This is a genomic window from Pseudomonadota bacterium (assembly GCA_027620075.1).
Taxonomy (GTDB): Bacteria; Pseudomonadota; Alphaproteobacteria; order Rickettsiales; family UBA6187; genus 1-14-0-20-39-49.
Window position 1 is genome coordinate 206,583 of sequence record JAQCEY010000003.1, and the last position, 19,386, is coordinate 225,968.

Here is a 19,386-nt window from a genome sequence, read left to right on the forward strand (position 1 = left end):
GTCCGCTAAAGTATAGCCACTTCAGTTTATCGATGGCAGTGAAATATAACCCAGTAGGCTAGGCTTAGATACCTACTCGGAGGTATCTCTTAACTTTCGTAAGGTATCTTCTATCTTTTCTATAGTTATGGGCTTAGGGAGAAAATCTGTCATACCTGCATTCAAGCATATTTCTTTATCACCAACAAGTGCATTAGCAGTTAGTGCTATTATTGGAGGACACAAATATTGATTGTCACGGTAATGCTCTAGAATTAATTTTGTAGCCTGATATCCGTCCATAATTGGCATTTGACAATCCATAAGTATTAAATCAAAACGTTTAACTTTAACGACATCAACGGCCTCCTTGCCATTATTAGCTATAGTTACAACGCAACCGCAGTCTTCAAGCATTTGTTTTGCAACCATTTGATTTACACGATTGTCTTCAACCAAGAGAACCTGGTTGCTATCGTTCTCATTAGTAATATCAGTATTTCCTTTAACATCATCCTCATCAATAATAGATAAATCATCGTTTAGAGGCTTTATATCATAAAAAAAGTGTTCAGTTTTTATACCATCCAGTAAACCATCTTTATGCAAACTATATAGTTTTTGTAAAATAGATATAAGACTATCACCATGAACTGGCTTAGAAAGAAAAGCATTAAACCCAGCTTTCTCAAATCTTGATATATCACAATTTACTACCGATGACAAAGCTATTAAGAGTATATCCTTACCAACTTTTTCACGAATAATCTTCGCAAATTCTATACCGTCTATTTCAGGCATTAAATAATCAATTATAGCAATATCAAAACTATTACCACATGCGCAATTTTCCATAATAACATCTAACGCACGCTTTGGAAATTGAGAGCTTTCTAAAGAAATATTAGGGATAGTATTAAGATGCTCTTGTATAATTACACAGTTTAATTCTACATCATCGACTATAAGAATTTTTATTCCATCAAGAACATCATTATCACCGAGCTTAAGTAAGGTTTCTACCGGAGTAATTTCTTTACTTTTTTTCAGCTGTATCGTGAAAGAGAATGTAGACCCTTTGTTTTTGTCACTATCAACAACTAATTCACCTCCCATTAATTTTACAAGGTTATACGCAATCGCCAAGCCTAAGCCAGTTCCTCCATATATTCTAGTTGTAGACGCATCAGCCTGAATAAATTTATCAAATATTGTTTTTTGTTGATCTTTAGCTATTCCAACACCTGTATCTTTAACCTCAAAGCTAATGTGTGCATAATTATCATTATTATCTGTAATTATTCTAATTATAAGTGACACATATCCTTTGTCAGTAAATTTTATGGCATTGCCAACAAGATTGAAAAGTATTTGTCTTATATGTTTAGAATCACCTTCAAAATGAGAAGGTGATTTAGCAGGGTAATATAAAATTAATTCAATCCCTTTATCTTGTGCTACTGATAAAAGCAATAAGATTATCGCATTGCATACACTTCTTAAATCAAACGGTGCTTTTTCAATATTAAGACTACCTGACTCGATTTTTGATATGTCCAAAATATCATTAATGATATCAAGAAGTGCCGTACTTGAAGACATAATAGTATTTGCAAAATTCTTTTGCTTATCATCAAGCTTCGTACGCAAAAGTAATGATACCATTCCCATTATCCCATTCATGGGTGTTCGTATTTCATGGCTCATATTAGCAAGGAACTCACTCTTTGCCTTATTAGCTTTTTCAGATACTATTACAGCCTCTTGGAGGCTTTTTTCACGCTTTGAAATATTATGAATCATTTCGTTAAAATAATCTACCAAGTCTCCGATTTCATCAGAATACATTTTTTCTACTCGAATATCGTAGTTGCCTGTATTTGAAATTAACTCCGATGTTTGCAACAAGTTTCTGACAGGGTTTGTAATAATCTTTCTGAAAAACGTAATAAGTATTAAACTTAACATAACAGCAATTACAGCTGCGATAACCGCATAAATGATAAATTTTGTTACCGTATTCTTTATATGACTCAAATCTGAATAAATATATAAAGTACCAACTAAATAATCTCTGTATAAAATAGGCTCTGATAACGCAAAACCGTTTTTATCCTGCACTAAATCTTTATTGATATCTTCAGGACACTGCATCTTGCTACTTTTACGTAAATATGATGCTACTAACTCATCGTATTCTCCATATAAACAGGCAGCCTTAATAGATAATTTTGCAGAAAGAGATTCTAGCTTTTTCTTTGCAAGATTTCTATTGTCATGGATAAGAGGGTCAATATTACTTTCTCCTACAATATTGAGTAAAAGATTTATTTCTTTAAGAGAAGATTCCTTCATTGATTTTGTATAGTAGATGATAAAAAAGATACTTAGCATCATTATACTAATTGTACCTATCGCAGTTACAAGAAGCGCTAATTTATTTTTTATAGATAAGTTAAGTACTTTATTTACAAACACCATTCATATAACGAAATAAATTTTAGAATATAAATTTAACAATTGCTTGGGGGGCGTGCTCTTCTATGCCATTGACACCAAATTTATTATGCCAATACTGGTATTCTAGTCCACCATACAACCTATTTGGCTTATTCCAAACATCACCTATATCAAGAAGGAATTGTGGAACTATAGTTAGGTTTTCTTCCAAATTATCTTCCCCACCTGCCCAATCAGCAAAACCGTTAATAGTCATTTTTCGGTTTCCTATAGGAAACCGGTAGTCCCAAACAGCACTAATCTGATAAGTTGAGCCGCTTAAATTTTCGTTATCACGCACATACCCATTTAACATAAAATAACTAAATCCTGGTATTTTAACATTTGTGCCCAGTCCGTATAAATACACTCTGATATTGTCACTGCCGAATTCAAGCTGTGTCGCAATCAACACATCATTTATAATCCCATAGTCTAGTTGCTTATCTAGAACCTTGCCCAAACTTATCCGCGGATGTAATTCCCCATATACCTTTGTACTGGAGTTTTCCAAGAAACTTATGTCAGTAAAAAAGAATGTATCCCCATACTCCCAACCATTTGCATGCTCAAATGTTATAATTTCCCGGTCTTGATCGCCAAGCTGATAGTTTCCTCCATGAGAAAAAGTAATACTATTAGATTGCCAGTTATCCGCATATGCAATATTTGATGTTAAGCAAATCAAAGAGCATATGGTGCATGTTTTTAATAATTTTAAGATAGGTATAACAATCCTCATTTTTAAAACTCCAATATTTAACTTATATATGTATATAACAAACAATATTTAATTTATATATGTATACAATGCAATTACTAGTTGATTATTTATCGCAGTATCTATAACTTTAGTAAGTATATAATAATATGTAACAAATATTTAGAGACCTCGAGTGACTAAAGAAAAATCCGATCCCGGCAAATGGTTTGAAGCTTTTCAAAACAACACCAACCAAAAACAATTAACAAAGCAATTATTGGCCGGCTTTCTTAGTAAAGCATTTCCAGGCAAAAAAGACTTGAAGCTTTTGGATATAGGTTGTGCTAGTGCATCGCTAACATCAGATGTTATTAAAGATTTAGGTAATACCAATATATTCTATATTGGTATTGACGGCGAAGAGGAAGCTCTATCCGAGGCTAGGTTGAATTTAGTATCAAGTAAAGTTACAAATCCAACTCTTATTAAAGGTGACTGTTTTTCAAAGGGCATACAAAAAGATTTACCCGAAATTGACGTGATGCTTGCATCTCATGTAGGGTACTACGCGAAAGACGTTGCAGAATTTACGGGTGACTATATGGATAAATTATCACCGAAAGGTGTAGCTGTCTTTATTCATGATGCACCTGAGTCCGACATAAACCAGCTGCGTACCGATTTTGCAGCCAATATAAAACTCAATACAGCATCAGTTATGGAAGAGAATTTGAGAGATAATTATGACATGCGTGCTTTATCATATAAAACATTATTACAATTTCCTGAGAATATGAATCAATTATGGGAACCACTAGAGACCCGAGATGCATCCCATATTCCGAATTTTGAAGTGGCAAAACATTTGCTGGAGTTTGTAGTTCAACAGCCTCTTGAAAAATTGAAGAAAGAAGGAGAGCTGCCCAAATATCTAGATAATGTTAAGGAAAAATTAGGTAATCAAAATAATTGTCTCATTATACGCAGTCGTTTGCAGGTTGCCGTAAGAAAAGATCATGAAACCGGGTTTGAAGGACAATTGGGGGAAGCCTTTGAGTCTTTGAAAGAAAACGCTCAGGGTTTAGAAAAAATAACTACAACACCGCAAGAAAGCAAGATAATGAAAGTAGCATAAGAACAAAATGTTGGGTATAAAATGATAAAAAGAATCTTTTTGGTGTTTTTGATACAGTTTTTATTTATTAGTATTTCTTCAAGAGTCGAAGCTAAAGAAATAAAAGTAGCTGTAGGTTTTGCAGTTGCGCCATATATAATAGCTGATACCCAAAGCGGCATTGAACTTGATATCATTCGAGAAGCTCTGGAATATAAAGGGTATAGCATGAAAACCATTCATGTTCCTTTTATAGAAATTGATCGGGCAATTATTGACAAGGGTGCAGATGCTATAGCCACAGTTGAGGAAAAGATAGGTATTGACGGTCATTTCTCTGATCACGTAATTACATATACTAATTATGCAATATCTTTAGCTTCTAAAAACCTAACCATTAATTCAATAGACGATTTAATAGATAAAAAAGTTACATCATTTCAATTATCAACAAAATATTTAGGACATAAGTTTGCTGAGATGGCAGAGGCGAATCCACGCTTTAGGGAAAAAGAAAAACATACATTGTCAATAAAAGTGTTATTTAACGAGCAGTCGGATGTCGCTATTATGGATAAGAATATTTTTCTTTATTATAGCAAAGATGTAAAAGATGAAGCTGATACCACCAAACCTGTCATATATCATGACATATTTCCTGCTAATGAATATAAAGTAGTCTTCAAGGATAAAGATGTTCGTGATGATTTTAATGAAGGCTTAAAGCACCTCAAAGATTCAGGTCGTTATCAGCAAATATATAATAAATATTTAAAATAATATCTTATACGAAAGGTAATTCATGCAAGCAAAAAACTATAAACAAGAAGAACAAAAAATTGGCAATGAATCTTACGATGAAAGATTCGCAACCTTCTTAAAAAATACAAACCAGAAAACTTTAACTGCCAAGATTTTGGAGAGCTTATTTACTGAAACTTCTAAAAACACAGATATTGCAAAAGATGGATCTTTATCCGTAATGGATGTTGGCTGTGGTGAAGGCACATTAGCAAAACAATTAATACCTAAACTACAAAAAGCATTTAAAGATACTTCTATCAGTTATACAGGCTTGGACTATAATGATAATTTTGTAAAAAAGTTCGTAGAAGAATTGAAGGAGTTTCCTGGTGTTAACATAAGTGCCAAGAAAGCTGACGCTTTTAATAATGAGCCACTTGAAGCAGAGAAGGCAGATATTATTGTCGCATCACATATGATTTACCATAGCTATAATACATCCGATAAAGAAGAGTCTAACAAAAAGGCTGGCAATTTTGTTGGCAAGATCATGAACAAGCTCAATAATAACGGTATAGGGATCATGATACATGAGGCTGGAAGTTCAGATATGCGTCAAATTGGTACCAATTATGGTTCACCCCTTATGCCAAATGCTACAGATACCATCGCCGGAATATGCAAAGATAGCAACACTAGACTTGCAACCATTCCATTCGAAGCAAGATTAAATTTTCCAACTCTTACAGCGAAGCAATGGGATGACTTAAAAACTGTTCCTGGCATGCAAAAGGCTAAATATAACAGTGATATGAAAGAAGCTGTGAATCTCTTGGGCTTTATAGTACAACGTGATTTGTCTGATTTGGAAAATGAAAAAAAACTACCTGATTTTGTAAATAGCGTGCAAGATAAAATAAAGGATAATGGAGGTTCTCTTGTGATTCGCTCGGAAATACAAATTCTATTATCTAAGGGTATAAGTAAAGACTTTGAGAAAGCGATTGAGGAATGCTCAAGCTGCTTAAATGAAGAATCTACTTTCGCTGCTAAATCAAGTAAGTCTACTGGACATATTTTATAGGCTCCAACTCGTTCTTTATCGGCGGAATAGGCTTGGAATGATTTGAGCAGGTGGCTAACACGCCTTTTGAATATTCAGACAAAATTTGGGTAAACATGGTTAAAAGACGACGAAAGGCACAAGAATTGCTGTATGAATCTAAACTTTTTGTTTATAGCACCAGCACATGAGAGCTTACTGCACCCCGGAACAAGAAGTAGGCTGTGTTAACAAATTATCTGCTGTATAAAGGCACATGCGATAAATGAACCTTGAACCTACTCCCCATTTTCGGACAATCTGTTAAGAGTATTTAACCACTTTTAACTTATCTTTGGGTAATTATTGGACTTCCTTCCTAAACTCCGCAACACATTCCTCATAAGTACCAACGGAATGCTCCTCATTGCCGTATCTGGTAATAATGATATAGTTTTTCCCCTCATCCTCCGGGTGGGCTTGTAAGTGCCGTTTCAAGGCTGTTTCATTGCTCTCACCATAAAATAGGGTTACATTCACCCAATCAGTGCCGTTAGGATATAGGGCTTTTTCTGCCTTGGTAATTCTGCCTTTTAATCTGCTCATGTTATTTGCTATCATTAAGTTTTTGTTCAACCGATATTAGCCGTTGCTCAAGTTCCTCTGTTTCAAAGGAGCGACGCAAATCATCAATAAGGGAGGTTATAGCCTTGCCCTCCAGGCGCATAAACGTTTTCAAACTAGTAACGCATAGAGTAAATTTTGGATTCATGTACACACAAACCATATCACGTATATGGTGCTAGAAATCAATAGATTTACTAATCATTTGAAAACAACAAAGGTTTGCATATTAAATGGCGGATTGGATGGAAAGAAAAATATTCACCATTATTCACCCCTAATCGCACTTTATTTGTGGGTAAATTTGTGGGTTGGCATTAATCCTTTTGAAACAATACATTGATAATAAAGGGTATTTACGGCCAAACTGGCGGAGAGGATGGGATTCGAACCCACGTTAGAGTTGCCCCTAAACACGCTTTCCAAGCGTGCGCCTTCAGCCACTCGGCCACCTCTCCTTAGAGTAAAGAATGTTGTTAATAAATGATGTTTACTAAATAATCAATGTTTTGTTTCCGGAACTCCTTTTTTGATTACATTCCGGTAAAATATCTTTAGTTAATAAAATAAAAAAGCTATATTTGTTAGCTATAATAAAAAATAGTAATTCAACCCATGCCGGACGAAGATCAGGACGATTCGCAAAAGACCGAAGACCCCACACAAAAACGCCTTGACGATGCGTTTAAAAAAGGGCAGGTTCCCCATTCAAGGGAGGTGACCAGTCTACTGATGCTTGTCGTGTTCGCCCTGACACTGATATGGATAGTTCCATCTATCATGGAACGAGCTGCCCTGAATATGACGGGTTTTATAGGCTCTGCCCATGATTTTCAGATAGATAGCCGAAGCATCGTGGGAATTTCAACCCAAGTGCTAAAAAGCGTTCTGTTTCTTATGATAGTACCCGTCTCGATACTTATACTTATCATATATTTTTCAAGCATGATACAGCACCCTATAGTGTTCTCACATGAATCTTTTATGCCCAAACTAGAGAGGATATCGCTATTAAAAGGGCTTAAACGCCTTTTTTCAATGAGAAGCCTTATGGAATTTATAAAAGGTATATTAAAAATAACACTGGTTGCCGTAGTAGGTTATATTGCCGTTTATCCAAGTTTGAACGAGATAATAAATATACAAAACGAAAGCATTATGGCGGCACTACTTTTGCTGCTACAGCTTGCTACGAAAATGATGATAGGAGTGTGTGCTTTTATGGGTGTTATTGCCGTAATCGACTTTCTATATCAGAAATATGAACATATAAAATCACTCAAGATGTCCAAACGTGACCTTAAGGACGAGTTTAAACAAACAGAAGGTAGTCCGGAAGTAAAAGCCAAATTAAGGGAGATAAGGAATAAAAGAGCGCAAAACCGTATGATGCAGAATGTACCTGACGCTGATGCGGTAATCACCAACCCTACACACTATTCTATCGCCATCAAATATGATGAGGCGGTTAATCAGGCTCCTGTGGTCGTTGCAAAAGGAATGGACTTCATGGCCTTGAAAATAAGGGAGGTAGCAAAGGAAAATAATGTACCTATAATCGAAAACGCACCTTTAGCAAGGGCGTTATACGCATCGGTAGAACTTGAGCAGGAAATTCCGTTCAAACACTACGAAGCGGTTGCTGAAGTAATACGCTATATCTACAAACTGAAAGGGAAAAATAATAAAAAGTCGGCGTAAAAATATTTAAAAAATTTACTTTTGTAGATGGCGGTAATGTGCTATTCTTTGTACAGGAAGGTTATTTAAAATCTTCAAGGCATAAGGTATGGCGATAATATTAGATAAAATAAAATCCCTGTTCAGAAAAAATAAAGAAAATATCCGAAAAGAAGATAAACAAGAGGATATGGACGATAGTTATGCTTTGCCCGATGCGTATGTTGTTGAAAGTTATGGCGGTAACGAAGAAAAATCCGGTAAAAAGTATAAACATGCAAACTATGTAAATGAAGTAATAGAAAAATTTTACAATGCTAAAAGTTCGGGTGCTTCAAAAGATATGATAGAAAATCTAGGGGAGCAGGTAATCGTAGCAATGCAAAAGGAAAGTATTGATAAGGCAAGAGAAATCAAAGAAAATAATTCCGATGATTATGTCGGGATTTTAAAAGAATTTAATGAAAAACAACAGGGACTCATAAATCGATTCAAGTCAGATAACGGATTGGGTGAGGAAAAGCAAAGCGATCTAAATAATAGTGAAAGTTATTTACAAAAAATTATATTAAGCGATAAAGAAAAGAGTCAAAGAAATATATAACCAACGGTCGTTAAAAATATAAAAAATATTGAATATGCAGTAGTTATGATTGTTTTTCAGCGGCTTGTAGAAAATCTTAAATTGCAAAACATATTATAAAATTAATTTTTTAGCTTATAACATGTTGACAAAAAGGTTTTTTATTGGTAACTGATAGATACTTTTTGCCTGTAAATTAAAAAGCTCATAGGCAAATGTTAAGTAAATTCCAAACATTATCCAATGTAAAAAAATCCGGATGACAACATCTACACAAATACTTATCAATTAATATATTTTAAGGCATCATTTTATGGAAAATGAACAAGCACCAAAAAAACTTGAACTAAAAACTAAGCCAAAAAGACAATTCAATACAAAAAAATCTGATGATGATAATCATAACAAAGAATCTGCCGCCGAGGTAGTTAAAGACGCATCGGGTGCATCACATACAGCACCGCAGGAAACAGCACCGAGGGAAACAGCACCGAGGGAAACAGCACCGAGGGAAAGGTATAGGCATAATAAAGACGGACATGAACATGATGCTCCCGTAAAAGAAGCCAAGCCTGCAATAGAAAGGGATAAGTTTGTCGGAACTACGATGAACCTTAAGGAATTAAAGCTTAAATCTTCAGATGAGTTATTGAAACTTGCAGAACAATGCGGTGTTGAAAATGCCGGAGGTATGCTAAAGCAAGACCTTGTATTTGCTATCTTAAAAGTTGTTGCCGATAATGGCGGTATAGTAGCAGGTGAGGGGGTTATCGAGGTGTTGCAGGACGGATTCGGATTTTTGCGTTCACCTGAGGCGAACTATCTACCCGGCCCTGACGATATATATGTTTCCCCTAATCAGATTAAGAAATTCGGCTTAAGGACGGGTGACACCGTAAGCGGTGAAACACGCTCGCCTAAAAGGGGTGAACGTTATTTCGCATTGCTGAAAGTAAACCAGATAAACATGAGTGACCCCGAAGATGCACGTCACAGGATAAATTTCGATAACCTTACACCGTTGTTCCCTGATGATAAATTCAATCTTGGGGAAATGAAAGACCCCACCGCAAAAGATTTGAGTACCCGTATCATTGATGTGGTTTGCCCCATCGGTAAAGGACAGCGTGCGTTGATAGTAGCTCCCCCTCGTACGGGTAAAACGGTATTGATGAAAAATATCGCACTTGCCATTAAGGAAAATCACCCTGAAGTGATATTGATGGTGCTGCTTATAGACGAACGCCCTGAGGAGGTGACGGATATGTCACGCTCGGTAAAAGGTGAAGTTATCAGCTCGACGTTCGATGAACCTGCCGCAAGACACGTACAGGTGGCGGAGATGGTAATTGAAAGAGCGAAACGTCTTGTCGAGCATAAACGAGATGTTGTTATAGTGCTGGATTCAATTACAAGGCTTGCACGTGCTTATAACACATGCGTACCGTCATCGGGTAAGGTGTTATCCGGTGGTGTGGATTCAAACGCCCTGCAACGTCCGAAAAGGTTTTTTGGTGCTGCGCGTAATATCGAAAACGGCGGTTCTCTTACTATAATATCAACGGCTCTTATAGATACCGGTTCCAGAATGGACGAGGTAATATTTGAGGAATTCAAAGGTACGGGTAACTCCGAAATAGTGCTTGAGAGAAAATTATCCGATAAACGTATCTTCCCTGCTATTGATATAACTAAGTCCGGAACACGTAAGGAAGAACTTCTTGTCGGTAAGGATACTCTTTCTAAAATGTGGATGTTAAGACGTATTTTAGAGCCTATGGGTGTAGTTGACGCAAGTGAGTTCTTGATCGGTAAATTAAAAGCGTCTAAAAACAATGATGACTTTTTTGAGTCAATGAATTCGTAAGCTTTAGTTACGAGCTGCTAGTTGCAGGTTGCTAGCGGTTCGTGTTTTTAGTCTTGCAGCTTGCAACTTACAACTAGGAACTAAATATGGTACAGCGTAACAAAATAGCCCTTATAGGTTCGGGTAATATCGGTGGAACTCTGGCTCACCTTGCCGGCTTAAAAGAAATGGGCGATATAGTATTATTTGATATTAACGAAGGATTGCCGCAGGGGAAGTCTCTGGATATTGCTCAAAGCTCCGCTATAGAAGATTTTGATTCTAACCTGTCGGGTGCTAATGACTATTCGGCTATCAAAGGGGCTGATGTGGTTATAGTTACCGCCGGTGTTGCCAGAAAACCCGGTATGAGCCGTGATGACCTTATAGAAATTAATACTAAAGTTATCAAAACCGTAGGTGAGGGCATCAAACAATATGCTCCTGACGCTTTTGTAATCGTTATTACCAATCCGCTTGATGCTATGGTGTGGGTAATGAAAGAAGTTACAGGGTTTAAGCCTGAAAAGGTTGTAGGCATGGCAGGTGTGCTTGATTCTGCCCGATTCAGATATTTCCTTTCGGAAGAATTCGGTGTTTCAGTGGAAGATGTTACGGCATTCGTATTGGGCGGTCACGGTGATACGATGGTTCCGCTTGCAAAATATTCTACCGTTGCAGGTATTCCTCTGCCTGATCTGGTGAAAATGGGTTGGACGACGCAGGAAAAATTAGATGCTATTGTTCAGCGTACACGTGACGGAGGTGCGGAAATCGTAGGTTTGCTAAAAACAGGTTCTGCTTTTTATGCTCCTGCTTCTGCAGCTATCCAAATGGCGGAAAGCTATCTTAAGGACAAGAAAAGAGTTTTACCTTGTGCGGCATATCTTACTGGACAATACGGCGTGAGTGATTTATATGTCGGCGTACCTGTGGTTATAGGTAAGAACGGCGTTGAAAAAATCGTCGAGATTGAATTGGTAGGCGAAGAAAAAGAAAATTTCGACAAGTCCGTAGCTGCGGTTAGAGGACTTGTTGACGGGATTAAATTGTAAATTAATAAAAAACTAAGGAAGAATTATGGATATACATGAATATCAAGGCAAACGTATATTAGCCGGGTTCGGTGTGCCTGTGCCGGAAGGATATCCGGCTCATTCAGCTAAAGAAGCTGAAGAAGCCGCCAAAGAACTGCCCGGACCCGTCTATGTGGTAAAATCACAAATACATGCAGGCGGACGCGGTAAGGGTAAGTTTAAAGAAACTCCAAATGCTGCAGGCGGTGTACGTGTTGTAAAGTCAGTTGAGGAAGTTAGGAAAAATGCCGAGGAAATGCTCGGTAATACCCTTATTACAATACAAACAGGCGAAGAAGGTAAACAGGTTAACCGTTTATATATCGAAGACGGTTCGGACATTAAAAAAGAATATTACCTTTCACTGCTTGTTGACCGTGAAACTTCAAAGGTGGCTTTCGTAGCATCTACAGAAGGCGGTATGGATATTGAAGAAGTGGCACATAACACGCCTGAGAAAATCATTACTTTAAGTGTTGATCCGGCTTCCGGAATTTCAGGATTCCATGCCAGAAAGCTAGGTTTTGCACTTGGCTTTTCAGGTGATCAGTTAAAGCAGTTTTCTAAAATCGTTTTCGCTCTATATGAAGCATTTTTGCAAACCGATGCATCTCAAATCGAGATAAACCCATTGGTGCTTACAGGAAGCGGTCAGATAGTCGTACTGGACGCTAAGTGCGGTTTTGATGATAACGCTCTTTTCCGTCACCCTGATATCGAAGATTTGCGTGATGAGTCTGAGGAAAACCCACAGGAGAAAAAAGCAAAAGACCATGAATTAAGCTATGTTAAAATGGACGGCAATATCGGTTGTATGGTAAATGGTGCCGGTCTTGCAATGGCAACTATGGATATCATTAAGCTAAAAGGCGGAGAGCCTGCTAACTTTTTGGACGTTGGCGGCGGTGCTACTAAAGAGCGTGTTACCGAGGCATTCAAAATTATTTTGTCTGATGATAACGTACAGGGCATTTTGGTTAATATCTTTGGCGGTATTATGCGTTGCGATGTAATCGCAGAGGGTGTTATTGCCGCTGCTAAGGAAGTGGCTTTAAGCGTTCCTTTGGTCGTTCGTTTGGAAGGGACTAATGTCGCCTTGGGCAAAGAGATATTAAATAAGTCGGGCTTGGATATTATTCCTGCGAATGATTTGGAAGATGCTGCAACTAAAGTTGTAGCTGCCGTTAAGAATAAGGCTGCGGCGTAGAGTTGAGCTATGAATATATGAACTATGAACTTAAGAAAATTTAAATCTTCATAGTTTCTTAGTTCGTAATTTCTTAGTTCACACATTGTTACAAAATTTATAAAGAAATAGGAATTTATAATGGCTATTTTAATTAACAAAGAAACTAAAGTTATCTGTCAGGGTTTTACCGGTTCGCAAGGTACGTTCCACTCTGAACAGGCTATCGCATACGGAACGAAAATGGTAGGCGGTGTTACTCCCGGTAAAGGTGGTGGTAAACACTTAAACCTACCTATATTTGATACCGTACAGGAGGCTAAAGATGTTACGGGTGCTAACGCTTCTGTTATTTACGTTCCGCCTCCGTTTGCAGCCGATGCTATTTTAGAGGCAATAGATGCCGAAATCGAACTTGCTATCTGTATCACAGAAGGAATACCCGTACTTGATATGGTTAAAGTTAAAAAAGCACTAAGCGGCTCTAAAACACGTCTTATAGGTCCTAACTGTCCGGGTGTTATAACTCCTGACGAGTGCAAAATAGGTATTATGCCGGGTCATATCCACAAGCGTGGTAAAATCGGTATTCTTTCACGTTCGGGTACTCTAACTTATGAAGCGGTTCATCAGACTACGGCCGAAGGGTTCGGACAGTCTACATGTGTCGGAATCGGCGGTGACCCTGTAAACGGTACTAACTTCATTGACGTGTTGGATATGTTCTTGGGCGATGATGAAACGCAGGCTATCGTTATGATAGGCGAGATAGGCGGCTCGGCAGAAGAAGAGGCAGCACAGTTCCTGAAAGATTCAAAAGTTAAAAAACCTGTTGTAGGATTTATTGCAGGACGTACTGCCCCTCCGGGAAAACGTATGGGACATGCCGGAGCTATAATTTCAGGCGGAAAAGGTGGTGCTGAAGATAAAATCGAAGCTATGCAATCGGCAGGAATTAAAGTTTCCGATTCACCTGCGGCTCTTGGTAAAACCATGAAAAAGCTTTTGGCTGCTTAGTTTTTGTATTATAGATTCGTCGATTTAATCGGCGAATCTACTTTATTTATTCGTATCTATAGTTATTCCAAATAATTTCCATACGATGATAGATTGTCATTTATTATTCATCAATTTTCGGCTCATGTGTGTTTTTTACACATCGCCTCAATTTCTTAGTGTAAATAAAAAGCAAAAACACTATATGATAAAAGAGCCGGCTTTTTAGTCTTTTTTTTGTAATATTTGTGTAATATTTGTGCTGTACTATTATGATACATCATAAATATAAAGCATAAATATAAAGCAGGTTAACATTTTTATTATATAAAATATACATAACATGGGGAAGTTAAGGTTATTTTTATTAGCAATTATCGGTGTTTTATCATCGAATCCGGCTTTTTCGGAAACAGCATCATCTACGGCATCGGTACAAATTCATCTTCCTATGCAGGTTAATCAGTTGCAGGAACTTAACTTCGGTAAAGTATTCGTTCCCAACTCAGGCAGTCATCTTGTCGTAGTAAGGCGTAACGGTCAATATAATGCCAACACACAAGGAACTATAGGTTCATTTCAACAAAACGCACGTTTCCGCATCTTCGGTACACCGAATGCCGTAGTTAATTATACCGTAATATCGACAAATTCAACAATACCGGGAGTGGATTTTGACAGCTTGTTAATACCTGCCTCGCAAACTATAGGTGCTAACGGAAGAAGGGCAGTTAATGTGGGAGGACGGATATTCGTTCATAGTAATGCCGTGCCGGGAGTATATACAAGCGGCGAGTTAAGCTATACTTTCATGGCAGAATATGAGTAATTTTTACGGAATTGTACGTTTAATGGTTGATTTGTCACCGGCGAACTTGTTTCAGGGTCTTTTCTAGGTAAAATGAGATGCTGAAATAAATTCAGCATGACAAAAACAACCAATTCTAACTACTCAACCATTAAACGTACAATTCCGATTTTTTATATAACTAAATCCCTTTGGGAGTTTCTCACCATTTGACCGTATGAAGTCTGCTTTTCCTTGTCCACTATTTCAAACCCGTCCTTTTTGAGTTTGCTCAATAACATGTTTGCAGATTCCTCTTTACTTTTGGGATTTAAGCCTGACATTGCCAATATTTCCGTAAATGCTTTTTGGTCGTGGACGTTTATTTTACATTCCTTACAATCAATAACCGCTCCCAGCCTTCCTTCGGATACATCTCCGTCGAACAGGTAAGCCTTTACATTCGCTCCCTTATATTGCCCGACATTTGCGATACTCAAAGCAGAAACCGAGCGTTCAAAAGAGCTTTGTGTTTTTTTATCGGCTTGTGTAGATATGATTATTGCATTGTTTCTTTTGCTTCCGTTTAAGGATTTCTCATCGAAAGATTGTGATAATTGCTCTTGTTTATAATTTACCGAAAAACCTGCCTGTTTAAATTTATCTATAAAGATAGCAGATGATTCTTCGGGTGTTTTGCCAAGATTAGAACGTGATATGGTGCGTAAGAAGGCTTCTTTGTCAAAGACATCAATAGAGCTTCTCCTGCAATCTATTCTTGCATTTAGTTCAGGATTCCCGTCTCGTCTTTCATAAAGGTTAACCTCGATATTCTTACCGTTATGTTCGGTTATATTTAATATACTGCGAGCAGAGTCCTCGTATGACTTGCGGATTGCCGGTTCATTGGGCTTTCTGCCGATTCGGAGTGCCCTTTCATAACAACCCTTTACAGCCTTATCAACGTCCATTGAAACATGGTCTGCCTTAATTTCCTTGCCGCTGTTTAAAAATTCGTCTATCTCAGGTCTGTTAAGCCCGAGTGAACCGATAATAACATTGGGCCCGACCCATCTTGAGCGAGCATCGTGACAACGGGTCAGCCTGCTTTCGTAAGCTACTATAGAAGATTCGTTCTGGGTTGCCTCCAGACCATATTGCGAATCAAGCTTACCCTCCTCGGTGGCAGTCGTCCATAATGCGGTTTTCAGATAATCTGCGTTCTGGTGGCTAACGTCAGGGTAATGTGCCGATGATAAAAAATAACTCTTACCCGCTCCCATGCCCCCGAAAATTATATGTCCTATCCTTTGGTCGCACGGATGCAGGGTAAGCCGCTCATGTTCGGGTATTTGCGAGTTTATATATCTGTCGGTAAGCGTTACGCCTATCCTGCGCAACTGCTTATATGTTTCCGTATGCCCCATTATACGACGGGTAATATCTCCGGCATCATCACCGTCTTGCGGACTAAACGTGCCTTGCTCTATCCTGTTCCTTACTCTTTGATATGTTTCGATAGATTTATTCTCATGACGTGGTCTTGAAGGTGATATCTGCCATTGCTCGTTAAACGCCTCGGGATTCCAAGGTCTGTCTTTTTGTGATGATGTGATTTGTGAAATAAAACCGTTAGTAATATTCAGCCGCTCGTCAAAAGTATAAGGCATTTCATCAAGCTTGCCCTTTTTTAAGGCATCATCGAAAGGTTCTTTTATTGCAGAATGTATTTGCTGTGATTTTTCATGGTTTATCAATCCGCGTAATGTTTCATCGGTTTCGTCTATGCGTAAACGGGTTTGTACCATATTCAATATAGAATGCAATAATGACCTGTCGGCCTTTGGAGTAGTGGTTGTAATTACCTTAATATCAGGCACTCCCAAAGCCTGTGCCATACCGATAACTTCGTTAGCGGCAGCCCTTGAATATATCAGATCCGTAGATGCCCGATGGAAAGGTCGCAAGCCTTCTTCATGCACATACTCATCTGAATCCGGCTCGGTACTCAAATAGCGTGCATTAGATGCTACAAGACGCTGCATTGAACTTCTAAATAAGGCAGAGCCTGACGTTCTTGTTAAATTAGCGGATTTTGAATGCAATTTAAAACACCACCTCCGATTGTTAAAAAATTAACAAAATTAAGGGTTCTAAATTTACTTGGAAATATTATTTTGTCAAGCTATTGAATTTATTATCTTTTATCTAGTGTTCTAGTTCTATAGTGCCGATATAAACTATGCTGCCGTCAGGGTTTTGGTAGTTTACTATGTAGTTGCCGCTACTCAGATTCTTTAGGACTATCTCTTTTTTCAAGTCTTTTGGAAAACCAAGCCCTGTTTGGCAAGTGAAATTTATTACCGAACCTTGAACTGATGATTTTGTCCCATGAAAACCCTGAGCTGAATTTTCATGCCACCGACCGTCTGTAAAGGTAAAAGGAATATGCGTATATCGGCTTTTAAATGAACCTGTTACCACATAAGGCTCACCAAGTGTAATATTGCCGACATATTTTATATCAAGGTCTGTCTTTGTAAAAATGTCTAGAGAATCTTTTATTAAATTATCCGCAAAAGCATTTGTATTAAGAAATACTAAGAATAAAAATATAACTTTTTTCATTGGTTCCTCAGCAGTGCTTTAAATTTTTATGTCGTTTTCCCTTATATGTTTTCGTATGGTCAGGCAATCATGCCACGCACTCTTTTTCTGTCCGGGTGACCTTAACAGATATGAAGGGTGAAAAATAGCCGTGGTCTTTATAGTACCGTCCAAAAACTGATTCCCATAATCAAAAAACCGTCCGCGTATCTTTGTGATGGTCTGATTGTTGTTTAAAACCGATGTTACGGCAGTTCCGCCTACGAGTATGATTAGTTTCGGGTTTATAAGTGCTATGTGCTTCTCAACAAACGGGCGGCAGATATTTATCTCTTCGGGGGTAGGGCGGCGATTGCCCGGTGGTCGCCAGAACAGTGTATTGGTTATATAAAAATTCTTTTCACGTGACAAACCTATATGAATAAGCATTTTATCAAGCAACTGACCGCTTGCCCCGCAAAACGGGATACCTCTAGCATCCTCTTCAGCACCGGGAGCTTCACCTATCAGCATTATCTCGGCATCGGGCTGACCGTCACAAAATACCGTGTTGGTTGCCGTTTTTGTTATTGATATGCCTTTGAAAGATTCGATGGTTTCTTTGAGTTTTTCCCTTGTGTCACAGGATTTTGCCTGTTCCAGTGTTTCCATTGCCGTATTGGAAGGGCTTTGAATAGGTTTTACGGCTCTTTTAAGGGAAACGGCAGGGGAGGTATCTTCCGGCGGCGGTTTGGGTTTTTGTTTATATCTGTTTATAGGTTTTTCCTCAATAGCCTCGTCAGCCCCAAATTCTGCTAATGTTCTCAGTAGCTCAATCATACAATGCCTTTCTTCATGTCCTCCCTGTATTGGGTGGGTGATTTACCTGTAAGGCTCTTAAATACACGATTAAATGAGGCAATGCTATTAAAACCTACATCATAGGATATATCGGTAACCGGACTTTCAGAGTTGCAAAGCAGTTCTTTTGCCTCCTTTACCCTGTAGTCATTAGCCAGATCGCTAAAGCTCTTTTTGAACTTTATATTTATTATCCTCGATAGCATATGCTCGCTTATGTTGAGGGTTTCGGATAACTTGGCTCTGTTAAAACCGACTTCCCTATAAACTTTCTTTTCTTCCAGTAAGCTATATATCTTTTCAGATAAGCTTTGTTCATATTTTGTCAAAGAGTTTTTTTTCAAAGAGAGTGTAGGTAGACCAACGTCAAACAGGTCGGTGAATACACGGAAAATCGATGTCATAACCATGTATATGAACGCAATCTTGAATATTATTTTAGCAAAATCATATTTTGTCCGCGATACGTTCTCAGAAACATACCCCAAATCAAGTAACAATAATCCTACATTATATATTATAAGCGAAATAACCAGCCAGTATTTATATTTTTTATATACCCTGTCGCCTACTATCTCGGCTCTACGCCTGCCTACTATCAATGTAAGAAGGATAAATATTAATGAAGATAGAATTATATTATTAAGATTGGTAAATACGCTTGATTTAAAGCATATATCTATAACAAGGCAAAGTTCATCAAGCCCGATCGACTTAAATAAAAGAGGACCGGCAGTGAAAGTAGGTATTGCCAATACCAGCCAGTAGTAGCTCGGCGGAATCCTGTTAAGTATAAATTGGAATATCAGTAAAACACTAATAGAAGGTATGAACGCCTCACCCAATATCAGGAATGTCTCAAGGTTTCGGTATTCCTGCATATTAATAAACGCCGGTAGTAAAGATGCCGATATTCCCGATATCAGAGATAAAAAATATAATGTCGGAACAACAACCAGCTCTTTTTGCCTTGCTTTATAAAGAAGGTATAAAATAACTATAACGCAGGGAAATAAAGCTACTAAATGTAAAGACTGAACAAAACTTAAAGTAACCTTCTCTATTAACATTGCTTTATAT

Annotated in this window: 17 protein-coding genes and 1 tRNA gene; 10 read left to right on the forward strand and 8 right to left on the reverse strand. The window is 37.8% G+C overall.

Going from position 1 to position 19,386, the window contains the following annotated elements; genetic code table 11:
• Nucleotides 1–72 precede the first annotated feature (72 nt).
• Together O2942_06525 and O2942_06530 are read right to left on the reverse strand one after the other, a co-directional pair.
• The gene (locus O2942_06525) at nt 73–2,460 is read right to left on the reverse strand and encodes a response regulator (protein MDA0781905.1); all 2,388 of its coding nucleotides are present in this window, start codon (nt 2,458–2,460) and stop codon (nt 73–75) included.
• Nucleotides 2,461–2,479: 19 nt separating this feature from the next.
• Nucleotides 2,480–3,220, reverse strand: a complete 741-nt coding sequence (locus O2942_06530) for a DUF5020 family protein (protein ID MDA0781906.1) — start codon at nt 3,218–3,220, stop codon at nt 2,480–2,482.
• A 154-nt stretch (nt 3,221–3,374) separates the two neighbouring features.
• On the opposite strand from O2942_06530, the gene O2942_06535 reads away from it, so the two are divergent.
• Genes O2942_06535 through O2942_06545 form a run of 3 tightly spaced genes read left to right on the forward strand, consistent with a single transcriptional unit; the run spans nt 3,375 to nt 6,123 of the window.
• On the forward strand, nt 3,375–4,316 hold the full coding sequence (locus O2942_06535) for a methyltransferase domain-containing protein (protein ID MDA0781907.1): 942 nt from the start codon (nt 3,375–3,377) through the stop codon (nt 4,314–4,316).
• A 21-nt stretch (nt 4,317–4,337) separates the two neighbouring features.
• Nucleotides 4,338–5,075, forward strand: a complete 738-nt coding sequence (locus tag O2942_06540; protein ID MDA0781908.1) for a transporter substrate-binding domain-containing protein — start codon at nt 4,338–4,340, stop codon at nt 5,073–5,075.
• A gap of 22 nt (nt 5,076–5,097) precedes the next feature.
• On the forward strand, nt 5,098–6,123 hold the full coding sequence (locus tag O2942_06545; GenBank protein ID MDA0781909.1) for a class I SAM-dependent methyltransferase: 1,026 nt from the start codon (nt 5,098–5,100) through the stop codon (nt 6,121–6,123).
• Between the two features lie 321 nt (nt 6,124–6,444).
• Here O2942_06545 and O2942_06550 read toward each other — a convergent pair whose 3' ends face one another.
• Nucleotides 6,445–6,687, reverse strand: coding sequence for a hypothetical protein (locus O2942_06550; protein MDA0781910.1), 243 nt, complete (start codon nt 6,685–6,687; stop codon nt 6,445–6,447).
• A 386-nt stretch (nt 6,688–7,073) separates the two neighbouring features.
• A tRNA-Ser gene (locus tag O2942_06555) sits at nt 7,074–7,163 on the reverse strand.
• A 157-nt stretch (nt 7,164–7,320) separates the two neighbouring features.
• Here O2942_06555 and flhB point away from each other — a divergent pair.
• The 7 genes from flhB (at nt 7,321) to O2942_06590 (ending at nt 14,901) form a co-directional block, all read left to right on the forward strand.
• Nucleotides 7,321–8,406, forward strand: a complete 1,086-nt coding sequence (gene flhB / locus O2942_06560) for a flagellar biosynthesis protein FlhB (GenBank protein MDA0781911.1) — start codon at nt 7,321–7,323, stop codon at nt 8,404–8,406.
• An 88-nt stretch (nt 8,407–8,494) separates the two neighbouring features.
• On the forward strand, nt 8,495–8,989 hold the full coding sequence (locus tag O2942_06565) for a hypothetical protein (GenBank protein ID MDA0781912.1): 495 nt from the start codon (nt 8,495–8,497) through the stop codon (nt 8,987–8,989).
• A 586-nt stretch (nt 8,990–9,575) separates the two neighbouring features.
• Entirely contained in the window at nt 9,576–10,835 is a 1,260-nt protein-coding gene (gene rho, locus O2942_06570) for a transcription termination factor Rho (GenBank protein ID MDA0781913.1), read from the forward strand.
• A gap of 86 nt (nt 10,836–10,921) precedes the next feature.
• The gene (gene mdh, locus O2942_06575; protein ID MDA0781914.1) at nt 10,922–11,869 is read left to right on the forward strand and encodes a malate dehydrogenase; all 948 of its coding nucleotides are present in this window, start codon (nt 10,922–10,924) and stop codon (nt 11,867–11,869) included.
• Nucleotides 11,870–11,894: 25 nt separating this feature from the next.
• On the forward strand, nt 11,895–13,097 hold the full coding sequence (gene sucC, locus O2942_06580; GenBank protein ID MDA0781915.1) for an ADP-forming succinate--CoA ligase subunit beta: 1,203 nt from the start codon (nt 11,895–11,897) through the stop codon (nt 13,095–13,097).
• Nucleotides 13,098–13,217: 120 nt separating this feature from the next.
• Nucleotides 13,218–14,093, forward strand: a complete 876-nt coding sequence (gene sucD, locus O2942_06585; protein ID MDA0781916.1) for a succinate--CoA ligase subunit alpha — start codon at nt 13,218–13,220, stop codon at nt 14,091–14,093.
• Nucleotides 14,094–14,415: 322 nt separating this feature from the next.
• On the forward strand, nt 14,416–14,901 hold the full coding sequence (locus O2942_06590) for a DUF4402 domain-containing protein (GenBank protein ID MDA0781917.1): 486 nt from the start codon (nt 14,416–14,418) through the stop codon (nt 14,899–14,901).
• Between the two features lie 152 nt (nt 14,902–15,053).
• Here O2942_06590 and O2942_06595 read toward each other — a convergent pair whose 3' ends face one another.
• The 4 genes from O2942_06595 to O2942_06610 form a co-directional block, all read right to left on the reverse strand.
• Complete coding sequence (locus O2942_06595; GenBank protein ID MDA0781918.1) at nt 15,054–16,964, reverse strand: hypothetical protein; 1,911 nt, start codon at nt 16,962–16,964, stop codon at nt 15,054–15,056.
• Between the two features lie 103 nt (nt 16,965–17,067).
• A complete protein-coding gene (locus O2942_06600; protein ID MDA0781919.1) occupies nt 17,068–17,487 on the reverse strand; it encodes a hypothetical protein in 420 nt (139 codons plus the stop codon).
• An 18-nt stretch (nt 17,488–17,505) separates the two neighbouring features.
• Complete coding sequence (locus tag O2942_06605; GenBank protein ID MDA0781920.1) at nt 17,506–18,285, reverse strand: uracil-DNA glycosylase; 780 nt, start codon at nt 18,283–18,285, stop codon at nt 17,506–17,508.
• The gene (locus O2942_06610; GenBank protein MDA0781921.1) at nt 18,282–19,376 is read right to left on the reverse strand and encodes an AraC family transcriptional regulator; all 1,095 of its coding nucleotides are present in this window, start codon (nt 19,374–19,376) and stop codon (nt 18,282–18,284) included. The genes O2942_06605 and O2942_06610 overlap by 4 nt, the downstream gene beginning before the upstream one ends.
• Nucleotides 19,377–19,386 lie beyond the last annotated feature (10 nt).

Excerpts from the sequence above, each read along its gene's own strand:
- O2942_06610 (MDA0781921.1), bottom strand. The coding sequence starts at position 19,376 with ATGTTAATAGAGAAGGTTACTTTAAGTTTTGTTCAGTCTTTACATTTA.
- O2942_06530 (MDA0781906.1), bottom strand. The coding sequence starts at position 3,220 with ATGAGGATTGTTATACCTATCTTAAAATTATTAAAAACATGCACCATA.
- O2942_06545 (MDA0781909.1), top strand. The coding sequence starts at position 5,098 with ATGCAAGCAAAAAACTATAAACAAGAAGAACAAAAAATTGGCAATGAA.
- O2942_06590 (MDA0781917.1), top strand. The coding sequence starts at position 14,416 with ATGGGGAAGTTAAGGTTATTTTTATTAGCAATTATCGGTGTTTTATCA.
- O2942_06565 (MDA0781912.1), top strand. The coding sequence starts at position 8,495 with ATGGCGATAATATTAGATAAAATAAAATCCCTGTTCAGAAAAAATAAA.
- sucC (MDA0781915.1), top strand. The coding sequence starts at position 11,895 with ATGGATATACATGAATATCAAGGCAAACGTATATTAGCCGGGTTCGGT.
- O2942_06525 (MDA0781905.1), bottom strand. The coding sequence starts at position 2,460 with ATGGTGTTTGTAAATAAAGTACTTAACTTATCTATAAAAAATAAATTA.
- mdh (MDA0781914.1), top strand. The coding sequence starts at position 10,922 with ATGGTACAGCGTAACAAAATAGCCCTTATAGGTTCGGGTAATATCGGT.
- flhB (MDA0781911.1), top strand. The coding sequence starts at position 7,321 with ATGCCGGACGAAGATCAGGACGATTCGCAAAAGACCGAAGACCCCACA.
- O2942_06600 (MDA0781919.1), bottom strand. The coding sequence starts at position 17,487 with ATGAAAAAAGTTATATTTTTATTCTTAGTATTTCTTAATACAAATGCT.
- sucD (MDA0781916.1), top strand. The coding sequence starts at position 13,218 with ATGGCTATTTTAATTAACAAAGAAACTAAAGTTATCTGTCAGGGTTTT.
- O2942_06550 (MDA0781910.1), bottom strand. The coding sequence starts at position 6,687 with ATGAGCAGATTAAAAGGCAGAATTACCAAGGCAGAAAAAGCCCTATAT.
- O2942_06605 (MDA0781920.1), bottom strand. The coding sequence starts at position 18,285 with ATGATTGAGCTACTGAGAACATTAGCAGAATTTGGGGCTGACGAGGCT.
- rho (MDA0781913.1), top strand. The coding sequence starts at position 9,576 with ATGAACCTTAAGGAATTAAAGCTTAAATCTTCAGATGAGTTATTGAAA.
- O2942_06540 (MDA0781908.1), top strand. The coding sequence starts at position 4,338 with ATGATAAAAAGAATCTTTTTGGTGTTTTTGATACAGTTTTTATTTATT.